Origin of the sequence: Brucella anthropi ATCC 49188, assembly GCF_000017405.1 — a bacterium.
GTDB lineage: Bacteria > Pseudomonadota > Alphaproteobacteria > Rhizobiales > Rhizobiaceae > Brucella > Brucella anthropi.
The window spans coordinates 430,440-455,000 of the sequence record NC_009668.1 but is presented as its reverse complement, the minus strand read 5'-3'; the positions used below and the strand labels follow the sequence as shown (position 1 = coordinate 455,000).

Below are 24,561 nucleotides of genomic sequence, written 5' to 3'. Positions count from 1 at the left end.
CAATCTTGATCTTGTCGAAGGGGAACCCGCTGAGACTGCCAAGCGAGGAATAGCCTGTTCCGAAATCGTCCATCGCGATCTGGATACCCAACGCTTTTAACTGGCGTAGAGTGCTCAAGGTCTGCTCATTTTTGTCCAGCAGAACTGATTCTGTGATCTCAAGCTCCAACCGATTCGCTTCGAGGCCGCTTTGCTCCAGGGCATCGATAACGCTTTGAATGAGGTTCAGGCTGCGAAACTGAACAGGAGAGAGGTTGACTGCGATCTTGAGCGGTTTGTTCCAATGAGCAGCTTCAAGACAGGCCGTCTTGAGTACCCAATCCCCTAGTGCGTGAATAAAGCCAATCTTCTCTGCCACAGGAATAAATTCAACCGGTGAAACTGCCCCCCGGATAGGGTGGGTCCAACGGAGCAAAGCTTCATAACCGCATATCTCACGCGTTATAGTACAGGCCTGCGGCTGATAGTAAACTTCCATTTCACCATTCTCCAGTGCCTTCTGAAGATCGGCCTCAAATGACTTCTTCTCCCGCAAACGCGTCTGCATCTGCGATTTGAATACGCTCGCATGACCAGGCCCGAGAGCCTTTGCCTCATAAAGCGCCAAATCGGCATGTTTGAAAAGTTCCTCCGTGTCGGGTTCACCCTCGGAGATTGCGACACCGACACAGGTTCCGATTTTGATTTCCAGCTCGCCGACATGATAAGGCTGGCTGATCACGTCCATCAGGCGATCCGCAAGTTCCAGTGCTTCCTCTTCCCGTAATCCCGTGGAAAGCACGGCAAACTCGTCCCCACCCAGGCGACACACCATGTCACCTCGTTCGCCGAGCTTGGTAAGACGCCGTGCAACTGCCTGCAACAGTGCGTCGCCAACATCATGCCCAAGCGTATCGTTTACGTCCTTGAACCCATCGAGATCCAGAAGAAGAATAATGGCCGACTGGCTTCCCGTCTGTGCGGCCTCAAGCCTTTTCTCCAAATCCTGCCGGAACAGGACACGATTGGGCAATCCGGTCAGCGCATCGTGATGTGCATCGTGCTCCAGCCGAAAATTCTGCGACTGCAGTTCACCTGTCGCTTGCCGAAGATCGCTTGTCAGGCGTTGCATGCTGCCATGCGCCCGATCAAGAAGCTTGTTGTGACGCAGCAGAAGAATAACGAGCACGACGCCGCAGAGAATGAGGCCCGCCGCCAATCCGGTGTAGATAAGATGCAACTGGCGAACTTCTGCCTGGGCAGCATCGATAAGTCCGACATCATACTCAACTGCAGATGACGCAAGCGCTGTCATCGGACCATCAAGCGCACTCATTAATTGCAGATGGGTTTTGACCTCGTCTGCATCAAGTTTATCCAGCTGGACGTCAAGTGCCTGAAGAACGTCGCTTAACTTCAAAAAGAGATCGCGTCGCCGCTGATCGTTTTGAATGAAGGAGCGCAGATTGCCTTGCTGCAACAGTTCAAGTCGCCCGAGCATAATATCGAGGCGAAGCCGCACTTCGTCGCGCGTTTCTTCGTTCATATCCAGGACGTATCCAGCCAGAACATGCTCAAGCCGCATATATTCCGATACTGTCTGACCAACAGCCCAGGAATCATTATAACGGGAGAATTTCTGAAGCGCTGTCTGTCGTTCGGCAATGACATAGGCGATATAGGCCGTTGCCACCACGAAACAACAGATAATGACGCCTAGAATTCGTCTCACACTTTGCCTCTATTCAACTATCAGCTTGGCAACCTGCCACGCGGAACGTGTGTAATAGGTCTGGCTTTGGAGCTGTGGGTCGCTGTCATACGGGTAAATAATAAACAATGGTCCTTTATCGCGAACCGGCATGTAATTGCCATCTCGTTTCATGGCAAGAATAACATTGAACTTCTTGAAGTCTTCCATCGGTAACGAGCTAACATAATCGTTCAACGCTACCGCAGTCACTTTCGTTCCCTTGGCGCCGACAAGCGTCATAAGCTTGTCCATCGACACGCCGTCAAAACGCACACGACCATCATACCATGGATTTGCCGTTTCTACGGTCACCAAACCCAGGGCCTCCAGCATATCCCGATCAAATTGCGCTGTATCGTCAACATTTGTATTCGAAATATTGCCGGATATGACCAGGATCGGCTTACCCGTCGGTTTGGCCAGCGGTTCAGCAGCGGCCCCGGATAGCCAGACGAAAGGCAAGAGCAGACAGGCAAGGACTCGAATTAGTTTCATTGCATTTCTCCATGATAAATTAGAACAATAAAGAGAATTGCCTAAATCAACGTGAAGATCGCATGAGTCTTGTATTTTTTCATGTTCTTATGCAATAAAAATGGAATATCGGCGTCAAGCTTGCCGCAACGTAACTTCAAACGACCGCAGTTAGTGAATTACCCTAATGTTAGATCGTTTTTATTGGATAGTAACGCTTTTAATATGCCGTATCAGCTGAGCACTAGGTCAATCAGGCTCAATTCGTGCTGTCAAAAACAAAAAGGACAACGTGATTGACGCTGCCCTTTGGAGAAATTGGATAGTTATTGTCTCTTCAACCGACTAGTTCTCCGCCGGTCATTGGCTCAGGAACCCCGGTTGTGCTCGGAAAACTGATAGGCAAACCGCGCAAGACTCGCACTGCGAGGAAAGCAAAACATTCAGCTTCTACAGCATCGCCTCGCCAGCCGAGCGCTTCGACAGGCACGAGTTCCACCTCGGCGCGCTCGACCAGCATATGCATCATGGTTGGATTGCGACGGCCACCGCCACTGACTGCAAGCCGCTTCGGCCGACGCGGCAAAATATCCAGAGCCTTCCCCACCGCCGAGGTCGTGAACGCGGTCAATGTCGCCGCGCCATTTTCCTCGTTCAGGCCGTCGGCCATCATCTCGGTAAAGTCGAAGCGATCCAACGACTTGGGATACGGAGCAATCAAATAGGGGTGCTTGAGCAGTTCGGCGAGCCGGTCTTCGTCTACCTTACCTTTTGCTGCCAGTGCCCCATCGCGGTCCATTTCGCCCAATCCCCGCTTTTTCATAAAGTCATTGATAGGCGCATTGGCTGGACCGGTATCGAATGCCACAAGCGCATCATCACCATCCCACCAGGTGATGTTACCGACACCACCGAGATTGAGAATCGCAGTATTACCACTCGCATCGGCACTGCGCAGCAAGGCAGCATGATAGACGGCCGCAAGCGGAGCACCCTGCCCGCCAGCCCGAATATCTGCCGTCCGGAAATCATAAGCCACTTTAGTAGCGAGCAGTTGGCTCATAAGCCTTCCATCGCCAAGCTGCCTTGTATCACCAAGCCTGCCTGCCTGCGGTGCGCGATGTAAAACCGTCTGCCCGTGGAAACCGACAACGCCGATATCCGCCATCGACAGCCCGCTTTCCTCGACCAGTTCGCGCACTGCCGCAGACTGCGCGCGTGTCAGCGCTTCCTCTGCCTCAGCAAAAATCGCAGGTTCCGCACCTTCAAAATTCCAGACGCGAGCCTCGGCCTGCGCCTGTTCGAGAAGATCACGAATCCAACGCGGATAAGGTTTCAACGCGTAAGCGCCGAATTCTGCAATGGTTTCGCCATCAGTTTTCAACAGAGCAACATCGATGTTTCCATCAAGAACGGTACCGGTCATCAGGCCAACGGCCCATATTGGCTGCATAGACGTCTCCTATCCCAATGAAATTGCGTCGCCGACACCCTGACGCAGCGCCAGAATACCGCTGTCAAAGTGACGTGTCGGATGAATACGATTGGTGAGCAAGGTCCATGCCCTGCCCGCTTCAAAATCAATCCACAAGCCGGTTCCCGTGAAACCGGTATGCCCGATTGTATCCTTCGAATTGAAATTGCCCCCCGACCAACCGTCATAAGGCCGTTCCCAGCCATGCGTACGGGTGGCGGATAGTGGTTGGCGCATGTGTTCGATAACGTTTTGCGATGCACCCGTGCCGTCAAGCAAGCCAAGCGCGAAATCAAGTATGGACGCAGCCGTACCGAACAGACCCGCATGCGCCGCACCCTGCAACGCTGAACAATTGTCGTCGTGCACCTCACCGCAGAGTACACGATTGCGCCAGGTGCAATTTTCGGTAGCGGCACTAATCTCCGGCTCCGCGGAAAAGGCAAAGCCTTCGCCGGGGTCCATCTCGCGAATGGTCTTGCCGTATAATCTTTCCATCGCAAAACCGAGCAGAATGAAATTGATGTCTGAATAAACCGGCGCGGATTCTCTCCATTCGCGTTGCAATACGAACGCGCGCAACAATTCCGGATCCCGTCCATATGTGTAGATCGGTTCGACCGACGGAAATGGCGTCTGGTGGCCGAGACATTCACGAAAGGTGACTTTGCGCTCCCAGGCATCATTATCATATTGCCGAAGATCCGGAAGCAACGTGATCAATGGTGCATCGAGGTCAATGACCTCTTCCTCAGCCAGCGTAAGGATGCGAGGTGTCGTGAAAATCACTTTGGTCAGCGAGGCGAGATCGAACCACGTATCGGTTGTCATCGCGCGCCGGGCCGGAATGATCTGCGCATAGCCAGTCGCCCGGACAGCCCGGTTCCCGGAGAGATCGACCATTCCGAGCACCCCTCCCGGAATACGGCCTGAGTCGCACGCACCTGTCAGAAGGCTGAAAGCTTTCTCAAAGCGAGCCGTAAAAGCAGTATCGACGGAGTGGCGGACATTCGGTTCTGCCATGATAGTTATGCCTCGGCCCGGGCCATGTGATCATGGCCATATGTCTGCCAGTTTGCCGGTGCCGGCTCATATCCCAGCGGGCGTACGAGTGAAGGCACTTGTCGCGTATCGAGGGTAAAATGCTCGTTGCGCCGATCAATACTTGGAACGGCAGAGATCAGCCGCTTCGTATAGGAGTGTTTCGGTGCAGAAAGAATGGAAGCGGCATCGCCAATTTCCACGATCTGCCCAGCATAAACGACGGCGATGCGATGCGCGATACGCTCCACCACCGCCATATCATGCGACACGAACAGATAGGCGAGACCACGTTCCTTCTGGAGATCGATCAACAGCTCCAGCACTTTCGCCTGTACGGATACGTCGAGAGCTGAGACGGCTTCGTCGAGCACCAACACTGAAGGATTCAGCATCAAGGCGCGGGCAATACAAAGCCGCTGCCGCTGCCCGCCGGAGAACTCGTGCGGATAGCGTTCCAGACTGTTTGCAGGCAGCCCCACCCGGTCAAGCAACTGCAGCATCTTCTGTCGTGTTTCCGGCCCGTCGCGCCCGCCAGCAGCTATGACCGGCTCAGCAAGAATGCTATCGATACGCAGACGAGGATTAAGCGATGCATAGGGGTTTTGAAAAACCATCTGCACAGAAGATGAATTTCGAGTATCGGCGGTATCTGCCACACCGACTTCAAGCTTGCCGCGTGACGCTTTGACGAGCCCGAGAATCGCACGCGCAGTCGTCGACTTACCCGAACCACTCTCCCCTACGACCGCCAGTGTTTCGCCCGGAACAAGATCGAAATCGACACTCTCCACGGCATGAACTGCACCAAGTCTGCGGCCAAGAATGCCGCCCTTGACGGGGAACCGGACTGTGAGCCCTTCCACAGCCAGAATTGGGTTCGTTCCGGGTTTGGCTGCGCGTACGTTATCCGTTCGTACCGCCTTGCCGCTTTCAAAATGTGGCACAGCCTTCAGGAGATGCTGCGTGTAAGGATGCTGAGGCTGATCGAGAACGACATTCAGTTCACCTTGCTCCACTGCCTCGCCGTGTTGCATCACCATGACCTTGTCGGCCATACCTGCGACCAGACCAATGTCATGAGTGATAAAGATCATCGCCATGCCGGTTTCGCGCTTCAGCTCTGCCAGAAGTGCCATGATCTGTGCCTGTACCGTAACATCGAGCGCTGTGGTCGGCTCGTCGGCAATCATGAGGCGCGGATTGCAGGCAAGCGCCGTTGCAATCATCACCCGTTGCAGCATACCGCCGGAAAGCTGGTTCGGGCAGTATTTGAGACGCCGTGCAGCATCCGGAATGCGTACGCGATCAAGTGCGTCCTTGGCAGCGGAAGCTGCCTGCTTGCCGGTAAGTCCACGGTGAAGGCGAAACGATTCCTCAATCTGTGTCCCGATAGTGAGCACTGGATTGAGTGACGTCATGGGCTCCTGAAAAATCATGCCGATTTCCGCGCCACGGACTTTCGTCAGCTCAGCTTCATTCGCAGTCGCAAGATCGATGGTGGTACCGTTCGCGCGATTCAGCTCGATCGTTCCATCGATAATGTGCCCGCCGCCAAAATCCACAAGGCGATTGATCGACAAGGCCGTTACAGATTTACCGGAACCGCTTTCCCCGACAATCGCCAGCGTTTCCCCGGCGGCAAGATCGAAACTCACACCGCGCACAATCTCATTAGCTTCAGGATTGCGCCCGAAACCGACACGAAGGTTTGAGACGGACAGAAGCTTGTTCATGCCGCTACCCTCCGCATTCTGGGATCGAGAATGTCGCGCAGAGCATCACCCAGAAGGTTGAAGCCAAGTATACCGATCATGATCGCCAGTCCCGGAAATGCCAGCAGCCATGGCGCGGTTTCCATGAGATTGCGCGCATCTGCCAGCATGAGACCAAGCGACGAAGCCGGCGGCTGCGTGCCGAGACCGAGGAAGCTCAAGCCTGCTTCAGTCAGCAGCGACCAGGCAAGCGCCAAGGTGATCTGGACGGTCAGAGGCGCGATCAGATTAAGCAGCAGATGGCGCGAAAGGATGTAACGGTTGCTACTGTGGAACGTACGCGCTGCATCAACAAATTCACGTGTTTTGATCGACAAGGCCGGACCACGCACAACCCGCGTAAAAATCGGGGTGTAGACGATGGCGATGGCGGCGATACTTGTTCCTGTTCCCGGTCCGACAACGGCAATGATCAGAAGCGCAAGCAAGATTGCCGGAAATGCCAGAAGCACGTCCATGACGCGCATGACAGTTCCATCCCACCAGCGCCCAAACCATGCCGCAGTCAATCCCAGAACGGTGCCCGCGATGGCGGCAATTCCGACCGCAGAAAAGCCAACGATGAAGGATTGCGCGATGCCTGCCATCAGGCGGCTCATGACGTCACGACCGAACAGGTCAGTTCCCATCCAGTGGGCAGCACTTGGAGGACGCAGCCTGTCTATCCGGTACTGCATCAACGAGTCATGCGGCGTAAAACCGAAATACCCCAGAAACGCGACGATCAGATAGATCAATACGATGAGCCCGCCGATACGGCCACTCGGATGAGCAAAAACGGAACGCAATATCCGCATTAGTTTTCCCCCAGACGAATGCGCGGATCGAGCGCAACGTAAAGAAGATCAACAAGCAGATTGACGATCATGAAGTTGAACGCGATGAAGAGAATACTACCCTGTACCAGCGCATAGTCGCGCTGCAATATGGCATCCAGCACCATGCGTCCGAGCCCCGGCAGAGCATAGATCTGCTCGACCAGCACGGCTCCGCCCAGAAGGTAACCAAATTCTACACCACTCAGCGTCACCACAGGGATGAGTGCGTTCGGCAATGCGTGTCGCCAGATGACAGAGCGGGCCGAGGCACCCTTGCTGCGGGCAGTGCGAACATAATCGTCACTTAGAACATCCAACATAGCCGAACGCGATATGCGTGTGACCGACGCCGCAAATGCACAGCCGAGCGTTATGGCGGGCAAAATCATCTGTAGAAAATTCTGCCACGGATTTACCCATAGCGGCGTGAATTCGCCCATAGTCGGCAACACACCGAACCCTGCCGAAAGAATATAAATGAAGAGGAGACCAAGAACGAAGCTCGGAGTCGACTGCCCGATCATTGCAAAAATGCGGACCACCAGATCGGACATTTTTTCGTTGCGCGTTGCTGCATAAACCCCGGCCGGGAGGCCGATAAGCAAGGCAATAATCATCGACATCAATGCCAGCTGCAGTGTCAGCGGGAAGCGTTCCAGAATAACTGTCAGAACTGGCTTCCCGAATGTGACCGAGACACCCAGATTACCTTGCACTACGTCACCGAGCCAACGCCAGTACTGCGTGGTCCAGCTTTGGTCGATACCAAAATATTGCGCCAGAGACTGCCGCTGTTCCGGCGTCAGCAGCCCTGCTTCCGTTCCAAGCATAGCCGTAATGGAATCACCTGGAACCATACGGATCGCGACGAAGACAAGGATCGACACCCCCAGCATAACCAGGGGAAATGTCAGCAGCCGACGTGTCAGATAATTCATGTCAGATTACTCACGGCCTGCCGTCAAGGAAGGCACTGGAAAGCCACGCCTCCATATTGAAGACGTGGCGGATTTCATGACGTCACTGCCCGATCTGCAGCTTGGTTACGCCGAACAGCGAACCGGTAGCGCGAGGCTCAAAACCGGTAACGTTCTTCTGGTAGGCGACATAGTTGTTGGCCGTATAAAGCCATATCCACGGAGAAACTTCCGTTATGTGCTTTTCGAAGTCAGAGAAGATAAGCTTGCGTTTTTCAGGATCAGTCTCGGCTCTTCCCTTTTGCATCAGATCGTCAAGCGTATCGTCAATATACTGTGCGACTTTCTGCAGGTTACCCGCCTTTGTCCAGTAACGGCCATACATCGTGTAGGGATCAGCCGAACCACCGTTAAGCGCCACCGCCATATCGAAGTCGCCCTTCAACCACGTATCGACATAGACGTTGAGTTCCATCATGCGGATATCGAGCTTGATGCCGATTTCGGCGAGTTGCGACTGGAGAACCTGGGCTTCGGCTGCAGCGGTTGCAGGCTCTCCATTTGCAGCAATGATAGTTGCCGAAAAACCATCCGCATAACCGGCATCCGCCATCAGCTTCTTCGCTTTTTCGACATCGCGCTTGTAGCAGAAGAGCGTGTTTGGATCGCTCGCATAGGCGGGCATTGTCAGCGGGCCCGTTACCTTGCCTTCACCGAGCAAGGCTGTATCGAGCACATCTTGACGATCAACGGCACAGGAGATTGCCTGACGCACGGCCAGTTCCGTCATCGGCTTGCGCGACGGGTTCAACTGCAAGACATGATAAGCAAGAGCCGGAGTGCGCACCAGTTCCAGAGCGCTTTCGTTCGGCACCATCGTTGCAACCAGAGGGTCGTTGAGGAGCGCAAAGTCGATCTGCTTGGCGCGAAGCGCCGCAAGGATTGCTGTTTCGTCCGGCAGAACACTGATATCTATCCCGTCGATCGCTACTTTACCGCCCGCCCAGTCGGGATTGGCTTTCAGCACTTCCTTGGAATTCGGTTCCCAGCGCTCAAGGATGAATGGACCCGACCCAATAGTTTTCGTACCTATAGTTCCCGCCTTGATCTCGCTTTCTGGAACGACCGCCGCATTGATGCTGGCGATTGCAGCCAATAGCGGAACGTCAGGCTGGGAGAGTTTGAAGACGACCGTTTCAGCATCCGGCGTTTCAATAGCAGAAATGGAACCGAAATTCGCACGCGCGACGGCGCCTGTCTTTTCATCCAGAATGCGCTCGAAGGAGGCCTTCACATCGGCTGGCGTTACCGGCTGACCGTTCTGAAATTTCGCATTCTTGTCGAGCTTGAATGTGAGAACCTTTCCGCCTTCGGAAAATTCCCAACTTTTGGCAATGGCAGGTGCGATCTGAAGGTCGGAACCAAGACGGACGAGCGGCTCATAGATGAGCTCGAGCAGACGAATCGATGAAAATGCTGGCTGCTTATGCGGATCGAGACCAGTGGCATCCTGCGACCAGGCCATTCGGAGCGTCGCGGCAAAAGCCGTCGAAACACCTAATCCACCAAAGCTTCCAATGCTCAACGCTATTGCGGCCGCGCCTGCAATAAGGCTTTTCTTGAAACTCGCTCCCATTTTCTTCCCTCGCAAATGACTGCAATGCTAATGTCCGACTGCTTCCCCGCTTCGGCTCACGCTTTATTGGCATTTATTGCCTGTCTAAGAAATCCCCCAGCATTCTTTAATGCCTTTCTTGCCTCATCCACTGGCATTCCGGTGATCGTGATGAGGATTGCAAGCTTGACCTCATTATCCGTCAAAGCGAGAACGCGTTTTGCCTCCCCCGCCCCGCAACCGGTTGCCTGCATGACAATTCGCGATGCCCGCGCGACAAGCTTATTGTTGGTGGCACTGACGTCCACCATGAGATTCTCGTATGTCTTCCCTATTCGGATCATGCTCGCCGTCGTCAGCATATTAAGAACGAGCTTCTGCGCCGTACCGGACTTGAGCCGCGTCGAGCCCGTCAGTATTTCAGGCCCAACAACTGGCGATATCGCGATTTCAGCCATGGTCGCAATGGTCGAATCGGGATTGCAGGAGAGCGCCACGGTCGTAGCGCCGATCGATTCTGCGTAGGCGAGCCCGCCTATTACATAGGGCGTTCGCCCGCTAACGGCGATTCCCACGACAACATCGTGCGAAGTCAGACCTATGTTGCGCAGATCAGATTCCCCGAGCGACGGATCATCTTCTGCCCCTTCGATTGCATGTTGCAATGCATCCACGCCGCCTGCAATCAGCCCGATCACCATGCCTTCCGGTACGCTGAAAGTCGGCGGACATTCCGATGCATCGAGAACGCCAAGACGTCCGCTTGTTCCTGCGCCCAAATAAATCAGCCGACCGCCAACCCGAAATGCGTCGACGACCTTATCGACGGCCTGGGCGACCTGAGGCAGCACTTGCTCAACAGCGGCGGGAACCAGATGATCCTCGTCGTTGATGCGGCGTACGATAGCAAGGCTCGACAAGAGATCGATATCCATCGTGCGTGGGTTTCGCTCTTCAGAAACCAGCCTATCCAGTTCAGATAACAACGCCTGTTCCGTCATGCCTCTGCCTGCTTATCGAGCAGCGTTCAAAACGCGCCGCCTTATGGTTAACAAATGTTAGGATTATAAATTCCATCAGTCAATCAAAATAAGGAATAAATTATTCCTTATTTGCAGAAGCCATGTTTCGCGCAAGAATGATCGCACCGGAAACCGCATCACCGTCGGCAGGTTTCAACCGTCTGCGGACGTCTGGCGCCAACCACGGTTCAAGTGGGGTAGCAAGCCCTCCAAGCAAGGTCACGCGCGGCGCCCCCTTTTCGAAAAGCGCGCGCACGATAGTATCTATGTGGCCCGCAGCCGCCTGAACGATACGGCGTGCCGCTGCATCTCCCTGGTCCGCATGACGCATGACCATAGGCGCCAGAGACGCATATTCTGTAGCGGTTGCGCGGTCCATCCACGCCACAGCGTCCATCGGGGTCTGATTAAAGCGCTCCATAACCTCATAGAGAAGCGGCGTACGCTCGATCCGATCATCATAAGCCTGAAGGGCCTGTTGAATCGCTGACAGCCCCAGAAAAGCACCGCTGCCCTCGTCGGAAATTGGAAAGCCGTAGCCTCCAACGCGAATGTCGATACCATTCACGAAGCCGAGACCAATTGAGCCGGTCCCGGCAATAACGATAGCCCCATCACTACCCGAATGTGCACCGAGACACGCGCCTTTGCCGTCACTCATGAAATGAATACTCGAAAAGGGATGCTGTATAGCCTGAAGTGCTTCGAGCGCACCTTGCCTGCCTATGCCCGCCAGCCCAACGCCTGCATGTGTTCTGGCCAACTCTTCAGCACCCAGGCCCGCCTCGCTGATTGCTGCGTCAAACGCACGTGCGATGGATTCCCACGCCTTGTCTATCCCGAGCCGTGTAGTTGCCGGGCCAGACAATCCTTGTCCCAGCACATTGCCGGTCTCATTTTCCAGCCGGGCTCGACAGCCCGTACCGCCGCCATCCACACCAAGATAGAACTGATCTTTCCCAACCCTGTCCGACATCATTCTGACAGCCGTTCTATATCTGCACCGCAAAGCTTCAGTTTGCGGTCAAGCTGTTCATATCCACGATCCAGATGATAGATGCGATTAACGACAGTTTCTCCCTCGGCCACGAGTGCTGCAAGAACAAGTGATACGGACGCCCGCAAATCCGTTGCCATAACCTGTGCGCCATGCAGCGGGCGCCCGCCGCGTACCAGCGCAGTTGTCCCATGCAGTTTGATGTCGGCACCAAGCCGCATCAGTTCCGGCACATGCATGAACCGGCTTTCGAACACCGTTTCGCGAATGAGTGATGCTCCTTCGGCACAAGCTGCCAGTGCCATGAATTGGGCCTGCAGATCGGTCGGAAAACCAGGATAGGGCTCCGTCGTCAGATCAGTTCCACGCAAGGAACCGCTACGTGAAACAACCAATCCGCGATCACTTGGCCAAACGCTGACGCCCATCGTTTCAAGCACCTGCACAACAGACGCGAGATGTTCGAGACGGGCATGCGTGAGTTCGAGCGTGCCGCCTGTAATGGCGGCAGCAACAGCGTATGTTCCGGCCTCGATACGATCCGGTATGCCGTGGTGGCGTGCAGTCCGCCAAGATGTATCGCCCTGGATCAGAATGCGATGCGTACCCGCTCCTTCAATCTGCGCACCCATGCCCCCGAGACATGCGGCGAGGTCGCCAATTTCCGGCTCACGAGCCGCATTCAATATTTCCGTTTCGCCACGAGCGGAAGTTGCCGCCATCATCGCCGTCGCCGTCGCACCAACGGAAGGCGCTGGCAAAACAATCCGGCTTCCGATCAGGCCGTTATCAGTCGAAGCCACGATCCAGCCGCGATCAATGGAAACATCTGCGCCAAGTGTTGCGAGCGCTTTCAAGTGCATATCCACGGGACGCGCACCAATGGCACACCCGCCCGGCAAGGAAACACGAACCTTGCCCAGTCTCGCCAACAAGGGTGCCAGCACCAGAACCGTCGCACGCATTCGCCTTACAGTGTCATAAGGAGTTTCTCCTCCGACAACATCCGTGGCGGTTACTGTCGTCGAGTGCGGCGCGCGGGAGACCTGTGCCCCATGTGACTGCACGACATTGAGCATGTTTTCGACATCACTCACCGCTGGGAGGTTGGTAAGTTCAACAGGGTGAGGGCTTAACAAGGAGGCCGCGATCTGAGGCAGCGCGGCGTTTTTTGCACCGGAGATATTGACTGCTCCCTGCAATGGTCGTCCACCGACAATTCGCAATCGTTCCATGTCTCTCCACCATGTCCTCTCTTGCGGATTGTTAGCTCATTCCGTAAATTTTAAAAGATTGGAATTTTATATTCCAAATCAATTTCGGTTGTCTTATGAGGCAAGGCAACCGAATATCGAGCCCTCCGGCGCCGGAATGGGGAATAATCGCGCATGTCGATCCTGCAAAAGATCAACGCCAAACTGAACGAATTGACTGTTGCAGACCGAAAGATCGGCCAGTTCATCGTCGATCATCCAGAACAGGTATTGAAGCTTTCCTCTTCCGCGCTCGCGGTCGCAACCGGTCGGAGCCAATCCAGTGTCGTCAAGTTCAGTCAGAAGTTCGGGTTTGACGGATATCAGGAACTTAAACTCGCCGTCAGTGAGGCACGCGCCAAGGAATGGCAGGTTCCGGCAGGCATGGTCCATGGCAGCATTGAGACCGGGGACAGCTATATCACGGTTCTGCAGAAGCTTATCGGCAGTAAACTGCAATCCATGCAGCAGACGATTTCCGCCAACAATGAACAAGGTATCGACGGCGCTTTGCAAGCCCTGATCAGCGCCCGGCGTATCCACCTCGCCGGCGTTGGCGCATCGTCACTCGTCGCACGCGATTTTTCTTACAAGCTGATGAAGCTCGGTCGCAATGTGATGCACGACAGCGATAGTCACATCCAGATGGCCAATGTTTCCACATTGCACGAAGGCGATGTTCTGTTTGCCCTTTCCTATTCCGGAACGAGCATTGAAACTCTTCGCATTGCTGAACAGGCTAAAAAATGGGGAGCGACCGTGATTGCCGTCACAGGCCTCAACGAGAACCCGCTCAATAAGATCGCCGACATTCGTCTGTACACAGTCGCAGACGAAGAACGCGTTCGCTCATCATCGATCACCGCACGCGATGCACAACTGGTTCTGACCGACTTGCTTTTTATCCTGTTGTTCCAACGACAGCAGGATGCCAATGATTATGTACATAAAAGCGAAGCGGCAGTGTCTTCGCTGAAAATATGAGTAGTAAGATCAATCGATAATAGCTGCGGCGGCGAGGCTCGCGAAAGCGGCAACAAACGCCACTGCGACAGCACCGACCTTTGTGAAAAGATTGAACGTGTCGCCAGGCGTTTCACGGTTGGACATGTTGAGATAGACCAGCGCAGCGACGATGATGACAATCGAAAAACCGAAAGCGGAAACCCACTGCCATATCTCGGACATGAAACCTCACAAACACTGAACTCATTTTGAAACTGCGCGAATTATATCAAAACATTATTACTACAGTGTGATGTCACTTAATGTTTCACATTCAAGCCTGCAATGTACCATAGGACGTTTGGTCCGGTAATCATCAATTTGTGATCGCTTGCCTCTCTCATGCAGTTGCAGGAATGGTCTCGCATCTGTCGCAATAAATGCTGAAAAACGAACTCCACATCGTGTTACGCCGTTCGACCTTGTAGTCCTGCACTTTTGAACACAAGAGCAGAGAGATTACTTTCAGACGGCGCAAGCCGTGATATATCTGGCGACAAGCGAGCCGCTTTCAGACACAGGCTTGCGCACAAACAAAATCACAAAGGTATACATTATGACTTCACCGTCATCTCCTCCGCGGATCGAACAGGAAGAGCGCCTGGAACGACTGGCATTGTTGCAAGGCAAGTTGAGAGAGCGCGGGATTGGCGGCCTTCTGCTCGGGCCAACGGCAAGTTTGCGTTATTATACCGGGCTTGTTTGGCACATCAGCGAACGTTTTCTGGGTGCCCTCGTCACACCGTCGGAAGTCATTTATATCGTTCCCGGCTTTGAACAGAGCCGCGTCGAAAGCCTGCCGCATCTGCCAGGAGAAATCCGTGTTTGGCAGGAGGAAGAAAGTAGCGCAGCGCTGATAGCATCACTCATTCCGGCAAGCGCTACACTTGCCGTGGACGATGCCATGCCGCTGTTCGTCTATAATGCCCTTAAACAGGAAATCTCGCCGGAGCGCTTGCTTGACGGCGGCGAACTGATCCGTGAACAGCGCATCTGCAAGTCAACCAATGAAATCGCTATTATTCAGCACGCGATGGATCTGACGCTTGAAGTTCATCGCCGGGCGCATGCGCTGATTAAGCCCGGCATTGCCGCAAGCGAAGTGGTGCGCTTTATCGATGAACAGCACCGTGCCCTCGGCGCCGCAGGCGGCTCGACATTCTGCATCGTCTCGTTCGGAACGGCGACTTCGTTGCCACATGGCGCAGATGGCGAACAGTTCTATCAGCCCGGTGACGTTATCCTTGTGGATACCGGATGCCGTATCGATGGCTATCACTCCGATCTCACGCGCACTTACATGCTGGAAGAGCCAAGCGCAGAATTTTCGCGCATATGGGCGATTGAACGCGAAGCGCAGCAAGCCGTTTTTGATGCGGCAAAGCTTGGTGCGGCCTGTTCAACCCTTGACGATGCGGCACGCGCTACGCTGGTGAAGCATGGATTGGGACCGGACTATGCGCTACCCGGCCTTCCGCATCGAGCCGGTCACGGCCTTGGTCTGGAAATTCACGAGGCCCCATACATCGTTCGCGGCAATTCGCTCCCGCTCGCTGAAGGCATGTGCTTCTCCAACGAGCCGATGATCGTAGTCTCGGACCAGTTCGGTATTCGTCTGGAAGATCATATCCATATGACGGCGACCGGACCAAAATGGTTCACCCAACCAGCAAAAGGCCCAACCGAACCTTTCACATAATGCCGTAACTACTGCTATCGATTGCCGGGTATTCCCGCCCAGCTTTCCGATTGCTTTTCGCCAATACCGATCAGATCAATGGCTCGCGCCGCGATCTGATCGGCTACTTCATCGACCGATTGGGGTTTGAAGTAAAAGGCCGGAACCGGCGGCATCACAATCGCGCCCATTTCTGTCACCGTGCACATGTTGCGCAGGTGGACCAGATGCAGCGGCGTTTCCCGCGCGATCAGGACCAGCCTGCGCCGCTCCTTCAAATGAACGTCCGCAGCGCGGGTTAACAGACTGTCGCTGTGCCCCGTTGCGATCGCCGCGAGCGTCCGCATGGAGCACGGCGCAACGATCATACCGGCCGTTGCGACTGATCCGCTTGCAATCAGTGCACCTATATCGCTGACGGAATAACTTCTGTGCACCAGCCTGTGCAGAAGCGCATAGCCGTCAGGACCCAGCTCGTGGCGCAATGTTTGCTGGGCTGCGTCCGATACGACCAGGTGGCTCTCGACATCGTTTAAAGTGGAAAGCTGTTCCAGCAGTTTGAGCGGGATGAGAGCGCCCGATGCGCCGGAAATGCCAACAACAACCCGTTTCATCGCATGCTTTCCTTAATCAACCCAAGCTCGCCCCACATTGCATCCACGCGGGCGATTACATCGTCGCTCATCTTCAGCACCGCACCCCATTCCCGGTCAGTTTCCGCACCGATTTTGTTGGTCGCATCAAGTCCAAGCTTCCCGCCCAGACCTGAGCGCGGCGACGCGAAATCGAGATAATCCACTGGTGTGTCGGTAAGCGTGATGACATCGCGACTAGCATCGAAGCGTGTGGCAAGTGCCCACATGACGTCATCCCAGTTACAAACATTTATGTCGGGATCGACGGCGATTATGAGCTTCGTGTAACTGAACTGTGGCAGCATCGACCAAAGCCCCATCATCACCCGCCGCGCCTGACCGGGATAGCGTTTGTCAATCGAAACGACTATTGCCCGATAGGAACACGCCGCCGGAGGCAGCCACAGATCGGCGATTTCCGGGAATTGCTTTCGTACAATTGGCACGAACAGCTCGTTCATCACTTCGCCAAGTCTTGAGGGTTCATCCGGCGGGCGACCGGTATAGGTCGAAAGATAGACTGGGTTTTTCCGCATGGTTATCGCTGTCACCTGCATGACCGGAAATTCCTCGACACTATTGTAATAGCCCGTGTGATCACCATAAGGCCCCTCTGGCGCTGTCACTGATGCGGAAACTCGCCCTTCCAGAATGATTTCAGCGTTAGCGGGCACGGAGAGCGGCACAGTGTACGCATCAACGACGGAAGGCCTTCGTCCAGCAAGCAGGCCCGAAAAGGCAAGTTCGCTCATCCCCTCAGGCAAGGGCATAACGGCTGCAAGGATTGTCGCCGGATCGGCCCCGATAGCAACGGCAACCGGCATATCCTCGCCTCGCTTTTGCCACATGCGGTGATGACGCGCACCGCCGCGATGGGCGAGCCAGCGCATGATCAACTTATCCCGGCCAAGCTTCTGCATCCGGTAAATTCCGACATTTACGTCGGATGGATCGTCTGGTGCCCGTGTGATAACCAGCGGCCAGGTAACAAGCGGCGCAGGCTCTCCCGGCCAACACCACTGGATCGGCAGTAGATCGAGGTTGACCGCTTCGCCTTCCAATATCGTCGCCTGCACCGATGCGCGTCTGACCTGCCGAGGACGCATATTCAATGCTGCCTTTGCCAAAGGCAGCTTGCTCCATATTTCCCCTGCTGAACGGGGCGGCTTTGGTGCACGCAGTTCCGCAAGCATCTCGGCAAGGTCGGGAATTCCCTCAACGGCACAGCCAAGTCCCAACGCAATACGCCGCTTAGAACCAAAAAGATTGGCCACGAGTGGAATTGAATGTTGATGACCGTCTGCATCGACCGGTTGTTCGAAGAGTAATGCCGGACCATCCATTTCGAGCACACGCTTGTGGATTTCTGTTATTTCCTGGACGAGCGAGACCGGACGTTTGATCCGAATGAGATCGTTGCGCCGTTCAAGCTCCGACAAAAAGCTTTGCAGGCAGTCGTAATGTGACCGAAGAGAGCGAGCCGTTTTCATGCCCTTAGTTTTGAATATCGAATTCTTTCGCCGTCTTTGATCTGAATCAAACTGTCATTGTATTGAATCGCCTAGTTCTGAACTCACCTTGTAAAGCTCACCGGAGCTGAGTGATGATGAAGATACCTCCAGCTGTGGCTGTTCCTGCCCGGCTTGTTCCACCCTTTTTGATCGCCCCTTTTGTCTCGCGCATTTTCTTTCAAGTGATGCGCGCGCATCCGGGCCTCTTCGAGCGTCTCGGAGACTATGCGACGAAGCGGTTCCGTTTTCGCCCGTCCGACATACCATTTGCTTTTGTGATCGAGCCGGATAAGCCGCGCATCACAATCGTGCGCGACGACGAAGCGACAGAGGTCGACGCAGGCATCGAAGGACCGCTGGTTATGCTGCTCGCGCTTCTCGAAGGTAAGCTTGATGGAGATGCGCTGTTCTTCTCCAGGGATATTACCGTGACGGGCGACATGGAGGCCATGCTGGCGCTTCGCAATGCGCTGGATGACTGCAATATAGACCTTCCATCCGACCTCGGCACAAGTGCCGGACCGTTTGCCCCGATGGTCCGCGGCATTGCAAACTACGTACGCAGCAAGGCCCTCGGCAAGGAAGCTACCGGATGGAACTGATTTGTCCTGCAGGAACGCCATCGGCCTTGCGTGAAGCAGTGGGTGCTGGAGCGGATGCCGTCTATTGCGGCTTTCGCGACGAAACGAATGCGCGCAACTTTCCAGGCCTCAACTTCAGCCGTGACGAACTACGCGACGCAATCCAGTTCGCCCATGCTCGTAAAACGCAAGTTTTCGTTGCCATCAATACGTTCATGCGCGCAGGCGATGAGCACATTTGGTATCAAGCTGTAGACGATGCGTCCTCCCTTGGCGCAGACGCAGTCATCATCGCCGATTTCGGGCTCATGGCCTATACTGCCGGGAAGCATCCAACACAGCGGCTCCACGTATCCGTACAGGCTTCCGCTTCCAATGCAGACGCAATCCAGTTTCTCGTCGATGCATTCAAGGCTAAGCGTGTCGTGTTACCACGCGTTCTGACCATTGCCGATATTGCGAAACTCGGCCGCAAGATCGGCTGCGAAATGGAAGTATTCGTGTTCGGTGGACTATGCGTGATGGCAGAAGGACGATGCTCCCTGTCTTCCTACGCCACTGGCAGATCGCCCAACATGAACGGCGTTTGCTCACCGGCCAGCCACGTCCGCTACCGGCAAGACGGAGAGGAACTCGTCTCCGAACTCGGCGATTACACGATCAATCGTTTCCCTTTGGGCGAGCCCACCGGCTATCCGACACTCTGTAAAGGCCGGTTCGATATCGCAGACGATCAAGGTTATGCATTTGAAGATCCGGTTTCCCTCGATGTCATGAATCATATCGATGAGTTGCGGGCGGCAGGCGTCTCAGCGCTCAAGATTGAGGGTCGCCAACGCGGCAAGGCTTATGTTGGTGAAGTCGTCTCCACACTGCGTCAGACACTCGCAGCAAGTCCCGAAAGCCGCGCCGCCCTTCTGTCCCGCCTCCGTCTGCTGAGCGAAGGCCAGCAAACGACTTCGGGCGCTTACGACAAACGCTGGAGATAGATATGTCAGCACCCAGCCTCAGCCTTGGTCCCGTTCTCTTCCTGTGGGACGGCCCAAAATGGCGGGATTTTTATTTTCGTATCGCCGACGAAGCCCCGATCGACCATGTCACCGTCGGTGAAATCGTCTGCTCCAAACGGTTCCATTTCTTGACACCTTATATGGACGCTGTGATCGAGCGGCTGCAGCGCGCAGGAAAAACGGTGAACGTCGGTTCGCTGGCGCTCGTCATGCTCGAGCGAGAAGCAAAACAGGTCCGTCACACGATTAAGGAGGCGACACTACCGGTGGAGGCAAACGATCTGTCGGCACTGGGGCTGTTGTCCGGTGTGCCGCATATAGTCGGTCCACTGGTCAATGTTTATAATGCTGCGACCGCGAAGGTTCTTGCGGCCCGTGGCGCACAGTCGATCTGCCTGCCGCCAGAGTTACCAATCAGTTCAATCCGGGAAATCGTCAAAGCCGCGCCTGAGATTGCGTTTGAAGTATTCACGTTCGGACGAGTGCCGCTCGCCATTTCAGCTCGTTGTGCGCATGCGCGATCCAAGGGCCACATAAAGGACAACTGCCAATTTGTATGTGGCGAAGAGCCCGACGGACTGCCAGTCAAGACCCTGGATAGCCAACCATTTCTGGCACTGAACGGTGTGCAGACGCTCTCTCATACCTGTCAGTCACTGATTGAGGACCTGCCTGAGCTGCAAGAAGCAGGGATCAGGCGTTTTAGACTGTCACCGCAGGACTGCGATATGGTGGAAGTAGCCCATATCCATGACGAGGTGCTAAACCGATCTATCAGCCCTGAAGACGGCATTGCGCGCTTGAGAACTGTCTATCCGGGCGTCCCGCTCTCCAACGGGTTCTTGCATGGGAACATCGGGGCTGCATGGATCAGCCGTCAGCGGTCGGCGGCTGCAAACTAGATCGAGACCGTTCTTACTTCTATCGGAAGAACTCTAGCTCTCGCCTTCGGCAATCGATTTCAGATGCCGGAGGTCGCGAACGAGCAACGATTGTCTGCCACCTTCCACCCAGCCCTTAGTCTGCCACTGGCTGATAATACGCGAAACCGTGTGCAAAGTTGTTCCGGTCAGTTCAGCGATATCCTGTCGCGAAACCGGAAAATCGATACGCACACCGCCCCTTTCTTTTACCCCAGCTTCACGAACAAGTCTCAGCACTGCATGTGCCACGCGCGGTTCGACTTCTTGCGTTGATATCTCTCTGATGCGATTGTGCGCGGCATCCAGTCTGCGCCCAATCATCTGCATCGTATTCACAGCGAGTGCGGGGCTGCGCGCCATGAAATCAGTCATCATTTCCATCGGCCAGGCAAGGACGGAACTATCGACCGCGGCCAGAGGCGTACCGGGATAGTCTTTGCGCCCCAACGCTACCGCGAAGCCGAAAAGTTCTCCGGGATTGACGACCCGCACAATAATCTGCTGCCCGTCGGCGGTAACTTGCATGACTTTCAAGCGCCCATGCAACAACACAAAAAAGTGGCTTGCATCGTCACCTTGATTGAAGACGGCGGTTCCTTTCGGAACAGCACGCCGAGTAGCCAGACCAAGAAACTGATCAAAACCCGCATCATCCATACCGGCAAAGACCGACAGGGAGCGGATCTGTGTTTTATCAAGGGGGGTAGCCATCACATCCTCATTGCCAGACCGTCGTCTGGCAAAAACTTGGCGTCAATATCAGCGAGTTCGCTGGCATCGTTATCAAACCAACCCCGTAATGAAAACATCAATCACGCTTTCTGAAGGTCGAAGCGTCAATTGCAAGCTTTTGCAGGCGGGCGTAGAGACTGCGCCGCGGCAATTGCAGCAGAACTGCAGCAACCCCTACATCACCGTTGCAACGATCCAACGTCGCGCGAATAACGCCGTCTTCAAAACGGTCCATCTGTTCCGACAGCGAAAGCGGACTGGGCTCCGTAATTGGATCGTGGCGCAATCCCAACACGACCTGCTTGGCATAATTGCGTAGTTCGCGGACATTTCCCGACCATTCGTCCGAGTTCAATCGCGCTTCCATGACTGCATCAATTGCAGGTCGCGGTTGGCTGAACTGTGCTGCCGCTTCATCAAGGAAATAAGAGAAAAGCAGACCGATATCCTTCCGCCGCTCGCGCAGAGGCGGAACACGGAGCCTGACCGTTTCAAGGCGATAAAACAAATCGGAACGAAAGCGACCGGAAGTCACAGCTTCCTCCAGATTGCCTTTCGCAGCCGCTATGATCCTTAGATTGACCGCGCGCGGTTCTCCTGAAAGCGAAGGCAACTCACGCTCTTCGACAACACGCAGCAGCTTGCCCTGAACGGACAGTGACATGCTATCGACTTCATCGAGAAACAATGTGCCGCGATCCGCGTCGGCTATTCTCCCGCGCTGGATGCGACTGCCGAACAGAACTTCATCGGCAATGACATCGGGCAAGGCGGCACAATCGATGGCAACAAAACTGCGGGCGTGACGCGCGCTCCAGCGGTGCAGAAGGCGAGCCACCAATTCTTTTCCAGTCCCGGTTTCGCCTTCTATCAAAACATCGACATCGACACTGGCAAGCTGGCGGATCGTGTCACGCAGTCGCACCATCACCGGCGTCTCGCCAAGTAGGGGATAATCCTGCTCGGCATTTGCCGCAGCCCGGCGAAGGCGGCGATTTTCCAGCACCAGCCGGCGCATTTCCAGGGCGCGGCGAACGCTCGATATCAGATGATCAGCAGCAAATGGTTTAGCTATGAAATCGAAAGCTCCTTTCTTGAGTGAGGCCACAGCCATTCCAATGTCGCCATGTCCAGTCATCAAAATAACCGGCAGCTCCGGGTCACGCGCCAACAATGTTTCCATCACGGCATGTCCATCAACCCGCGGCATGCGGATGTCGGTCACAACGATGCCCGGATAGTCAGGCGTCAAACTGGTCAAAGCGGACTGACCGTCACCGTGCACTTCAATATCAAGACCTGCGATTTCAAATGAATCGGCCAAGGCCGTACGAAATGCTGCATCGTCATCGACCAGCATCACGCGCAAAGGCTCACTTTCCGTCAAGGCCACCCTCCTCTTTCGCCCGTTTCAAGGTTGCCGCAAAAGCTGCACCACCAAGCTGCGATGGAACGACGCGTAGCGTTCCTTCCAATTCGGTCATGAGGTCTCTCGCGATGCCCAGCCCCAGACCGAGGCCATCCGCTTTTCCTGTAACAAATGGGCTAAAAATCTCGTCAGCCAATTGGGGATCAATGCCGGGTCCGTTATCGTCCACGACAAGAGAAATCTGGTCGCCCTCGTCGCGGACGCTGAACGAAACACGTGGATTCTCGATGTTCACGACCGCATCCAATGCGTTCTGCAGCAAATTCACCAGCACCTGCTCTGATCGGACGCGGCAGGCAAGTATCACCACGTCGGAACGTTCCGGTATATCCAGTTGAACCTTGGCGTTGCGGAACCGGTCTCCCATCAGCAGCATTGTGCCATCTACAAGCTCATTCAGCGGGAGCGAGCGAACGACACCGCTGCGACGGCGCGCAAACCGGCGCATTTCCTGTGTGATAGAGCCTATGCGCGCTGTCAGTTCCACAGATGTATTGAGGTTTTGGGCGACCTTATCGAGCTTGCCATGTGCTAGATGATGCTGTGCGTTTTCGGTGAGCGTCCGAATGGTCGCGACGGGTTGGTTGATTTCATGCACCAGCCCTGCGGTTATCGATCCGAGGGAGGCGAGCCTGTTCGCCTGGGCGAGCTCTTCCCGCGCATTACGAAAGCGTTTGTCAGCCAGTTCACGTTCCGCCATTTCCGCGCTCAATGCGGCAGTGCGCTCGTCAACTGCAGTCTCGAGTTCGGCACGATAGGCTGCCGCACGCGCTGCGCGGCTCACTCGCCAGTAAACGGCACCGGCAATCATGACAAAAACGAGCATAACTGCCACCGTTATCAGGCGCGCAAGGTCGTTGGCAGCGCGCAGAGCCCGCCCCATAGGTTCCATATGAACCAGTTTCAGAGACGTTTCGGCAATCGGCTCGTCAACCGCAACTGAATATTGGCCGGACGGCCCGATCATCATCCCATCCGGCGCAAAACGATAATTGCTCGGCTTCATATCCGCAGCATTGAACTGTCCACTCTCGATAATCTTTGTGCGTTCTGTAGTTGATATCGGCTGAAAGGAGCGAAGGTCTTCGGCCTTATCGGTGGAGGCCAGTATGATCCCGCGAGGATCAACAACGAAGGTCTGGCCGGGGTCATTTGCCCATGTTTGCACCAGTCTGTGGAATTCAAATTTGATGACGACCACACCAACCGGATTAGCCTGATCACCGATGCGCCGCGCCAAAAAAAGGCCGAAACGCCCACTCAAATCACCTATGGCATAATATTCTGCCGAACCTCCTGCCATCGCGCCCTTGAAATAAGGCCGGAAATCGTAATTGCGTCCGACAAAGCTCTCCGGCGTATTAGCATTCGATGACGCAATAACAGTTCCGTCACGAGCGATCACATAGATGATTGGCGAACCGATCTGATGTGCAAGAAGTTCAAGCTTTTGGTTCAGACGAGTGGTCGCGTCCTCTGATCTGCCAGCAAGCACATCACGCAGATCGCTATATTCCTTCAAAACCACAGGCAACAACCGGAACTTTGCCAGTTCACTGTCTATCAGGCGGGTCTGTTGACGCGCTACAAGCGTGGCATTTTGCCGAAGTCCATCAAGCGCCTCGTTTTCCGCCCACAGCCGGGCGGAAAACCACACACCGATTGCCAGTAAGAAAGCGAGGGCAACCAAAAGGAATTTTGTAATCTTCGATGGCACCTTCATTTGTGCATATTTATGCAAATTCAAACGAATAGTCACGCAGAATCTTGCACAAGACGCGCACGAAAGTAAATCGAAATCTGCAGAAAATCATTTAATTTCAATATTTTAATCTTTTTAAATTCGCTCTCTGGTGATCATTGTTCAGCTACAGCATGTTAGCGCTACTTCGAAAAGGGAGTTTCGAAGGGAGGAGCTTAACCGTGAACCGCATCAATA

22 protein-coding genes (1 of these 22 cut by a window edge) are annotated in these 24,561 nt (G+C 54.7%); 5 read left to right on the top strand and 17 right to left on the bottom strand.

What is annotated here, in order from left to right; genetic code table 11:
• The 11 genes from OANT_RS16200 to murA all read right to left on the bottom strand — a co-directional run.
• Positions 1 to 1,711 carry the 5' portion of a putative bifunctional diguanylate cyclase/phosphodiesterase gene (locus tag OANT_RS16200; RefSeq protein ID WP_012092576.1) on the bottom strand. It extends 266 nt beyond the left edge of the window, so only the first 1,711 of its 1,977 coding nucleotides appear in the window; the start codon lies at positions 1,709 to 1,711; its stop codon lies beyond the left edge, outside the window.
• A gap of 9 nt (positions 1,712 to 1,720) precedes the next feature.
• Positions 1,721 to 2,227, bottom strand: a complete 507-nt coding sequence (locus OANT_RS16195; protein WP_012092575.1) for a putative pterin-binding protein — start codon at positions 2,225 to 2,227, stop codon at positions 1,721 to 1,723.
• Positions 2,228 to 2,543: 316 nt separating this feature from the next.
• Positions 2,544 to 3,659 carry an anhydro-N-acetylmuramic acid kinase gene (locus OANT_RS16190; protein ID WP_012092574.1) on the bottom strand — a complete coding sequence of 372 codons (1,116 nt, stop codon included), beginning with the start codon at positions 3,657 to 3,659 and terminating at the stop codon, positions 2,544 to 2,546.
• 9 nt (positions 3,660 to 3,668) lie between these two features.
• Positions 3,669 to 4,703 (bottom strand): serine hydrolase domain-containing protein, encoded by a 1,035-nt coding sequence (locus OANT_RS16185; protein ID WP_040128414.1) that lies wholly within the window; start codon positions 4,701 to 4,703, stop codon positions 3,669 to 3,671.
• Positions 4,704 to 4,708: 5 nt separating this feature from the next.
• Positions 4,709 to 6,457, bottom strand: coding sequence for an ABC transporter ATP-binding protein (locus OANT_RS16180; protein WP_012092572.1), 1,749 nt, complete (start codon positions 6,455 to 6,457; stop codon positions 4,709 to 4,711).
• Positions 6,454 to 7,293 carry an ABC transporter permease gene (locus OANT_RS16175; protein WP_012092571.1) on the bottom strand — a complete coding sequence of 280 codons (840 nt, stop codon included), beginning with the start codon at positions 7,291 to 7,293 and terminating at the stop codon, positions 6,454 to 6,456. The genes OANT_RS16180 and OANT_RS16175 overlap by 4 nt, the downstream gene beginning before the upstream one ends.
• Positions 7,293 to 8,252, bottom strand: coding sequence for an ABC transporter permease (locus OANT_RS16170; protein WP_012092570.1), 960 nt, complete (start codon positions 8,250 to 8,252; stop codon positions 7,293 to 7,295). The genes OANT_RS16175 and OANT_RS16170 overlap by 1 nt, the downstream gene beginning before the upstream one ends.
• Before the next feature lie 82 nt (positions 8,253 to 8,334).
• Positions 8,335 to 9,867, bottom strand: coding sequence for an ABC transporter substrate-binding protein (locus OANT_RS16165; RefSeq protein ID WP_012092569.1), 1,533 nt, complete (start codon positions 9,865 to 9,867; stop codon positions 8,335 to 8,337).
• Between the two features lie 56 nt (positions 9,868 to 9,923).
• Positions 9,924 to 10,847, bottom strand: a complete 924-nt coding sequence (gene murQ, locus OANT_RS16160; RefSeq protein WP_012092568.1) for an N-acetylmuramic acid 6-phosphate etherase — start codon at positions 10,845 to 10,847, stop codon at positions 9,924 to 9,926.
• A 100-nt stretch (positions 10,848 to 10,947) separates the two neighbouring features.
• Positions 10,948 to 11,847 carry a glucosamine kinase nucleotide-binding domain-containing protein gene (locus OANT_RS16155; protein WP_012092567.1) on the bottom strand — a complete coding sequence of 300 codons (900 nt, stop codon included), beginning with the start codon at positions 11,845 to 11,847 and terminating at the stop codon, positions 10,948 to 10,950.
• Complete coding sequence (gene murA / locus OANT_RS16150) at positions 11,844 to 13,100, bottom strand: UDP-N-acetylglucosamine 1-carboxyvinyltransferase (RefSeq protein ID WP_012092566.1); 1,257 nt, start codon at positions 13,098 to 13,100, stop codon at positions 11,844 to 11,846. The genes OANT_RS16155 and murA overlap by 4 nt, the downstream gene beginning before the upstream one ends.
• A gap of 153 nt (positions 13,101 to 13,253) precedes the next feature.
• Between murA and OANT_RS16145 the strand changes: the two genes are divergently transcribed.
• Complete coding sequence (locus tag OANT_RS16145; protein ID WP_012092565.1) at positions 13,254 to 14,102, top strand: MurR/RpiR family transcriptional regulator; 849 nt, start codon at positions 13,254 to 13,256, stop codon at positions 14,100 to 14,102.
• Positions 14,103 to 14,111: 9 nt separating this feature from the next.
• On the opposite strand, the gene OANT_RS16140 is transcribed toward OANT_RS16145, so the two are convergent.
• Complete coding sequence (locus OANT_RS16140; protein ID WP_012092564.1) at positions 14,112 to 14,306, bottom strand: hypothetical protein; 195 nt, start codon at positions 14,304 to 14,306, stop codon at positions 14,112 to 14,114.
• A gap of 373 nt (positions 14,307 to 14,679) precedes the next feature.
• Here OANT_RS16140 and OANT_RS16135 point away from each other — a divergent pair, with 373 nt between their 5' ends.
• Positions 14,680 to 15,822 (top strand): M24 family metallopeptidase, encoded by a 1,143-nt coding sequence (locus tag OANT_RS16135; RefSeq protein WP_012092563.1) that lies wholly within the window; start codon positions 14,680 to 14,682, stop codon positions 15,820 to 15,822.
• A gap of 14 nt (positions 15,823 to 15,836) precedes the next feature.
• On the opposite strand, the gene OANT_RS16130 is transcribed toward OANT_RS16135, so the two are convergent.
• Positions 15,837 to 16,415, bottom strand: a complete 579-nt coding sequence (locus tag OANT_RS16130; protein ID WP_012092562.1) for a UbiX family flavin prenyltransferase — start codon at positions 16,413 to 16,415, stop codon at positions 15,837 to 15,839.
• Positions 16,412 to 17,926: a UbiD family decarboxylase gene (locus tag OANT_RS16125; RefSeq protein WP_012092561.1), complete on the bottom strand. Its 1,515-nt coding sequence runs from the start codon at positions 17,924 to 17,926 to the stop codon at positions 16,412 to 16,414. The genes OANT_RS16130 and OANT_RS16125 overlap by 4 nt, the downstream gene beginning before the upstream one ends.
• 113 nt (positions 17,927 to 18,039) lie before the next feature.
• Between OANT_RS16125 and ubiT the strand changes: the two genes are divergently transcribed.
• From ubiT to OANT_RS16110, 3 genes are read left to right on the top strand one after another with little or no spacing between them, the layout of a single operon-like run.
• On the top strand, positions 18,040 to 18,549 hold the full coding sequence (ubiT, locus tag OANT_RS16120) for a ubiquinone anaerobic biosynthesis accessory factor UbiT (RefSeq protein WP_012092560.1): 510 nt from the start codon (positions 18,040 to 18,042) through the stop codon (positions 18,547 to 18,549).
• Positions 18,540 to 19,517 carry a ubiquinone anaerobic biosynthesis protein UbiU gene (ubiU, locus tag OANT_RS16115; RefSeq protein ID WP_012092559.1) on the top strand — a complete coding sequence of 326 codons (978 nt, stop codon included), beginning with the start codon at positions 18,540 to 18,542 and terminating at the stop codon, positions 19,515 to 19,517. The genes ubiT and ubiU overlap by 10 nt, the downstream gene beginning before the upstream one ends.
• A gap of 2 nt (positions 19,518 to 19,519) precedes the next feature.
• Positions 19,520 to 20,440, top strand: a complete 921-nt coding sequence (locus OANT_RS16110) for a U32 family peptidase (RefSeq protein ID WP_012092558.1) — start codon at positions 19,520 to 19,522, stop codon at positions 20,438 to 20,440.
• A gap of 33 nt (positions 20,441 to 20,473) precedes the next feature.
• On the opposite strand, the gene OANT_RS16105 is transcribed toward OANT_RS16110, so the two are convergent.
• The 3 genes from OANT_RS16105 to OANT_RS16095 form a co-directional block, all read right to left on the bottom strand.
• Complete coding sequence (locus OANT_RS16105; RefSeq protein WP_012092557.1) at positions 20,474 to 21,172, bottom strand: Crp/Fnr family transcriptional regulator; 699 nt, start codon at positions 21,170 to 21,172, stop codon at positions 20,474 to 20,476.
• 97 nt (positions 21,173 to 21,269) lie between these two features.
• Positions 21,270 to 22,580: a sigma-54-dependent transcriptional regulator gene (locus OANT_RS16100; RefSeq protein WP_012092556.1), complete on the bottom strand. Its 1,311-nt coding sequence runs from the start codon at positions 22,578 to 22,580 to the stop codon at positions 21,270 to 21,272.
• Positions 22,567 to 24,345, bottom strand: a complete 1,779-nt coding sequence (locus OANT_RS16095) for a sensor histidine kinase (protein ID WP_012092555.1) — start codon at positions 24,343 to 24,345, stop codon at positions 22,567 to 22,569. Before OANT_RS16095 ends, OANT_RS16100 begins: the two co-directional genes overlap by 14 nt.
• Positions 24,346 to 24,561 lie beyond the last annotated feature (216 nt).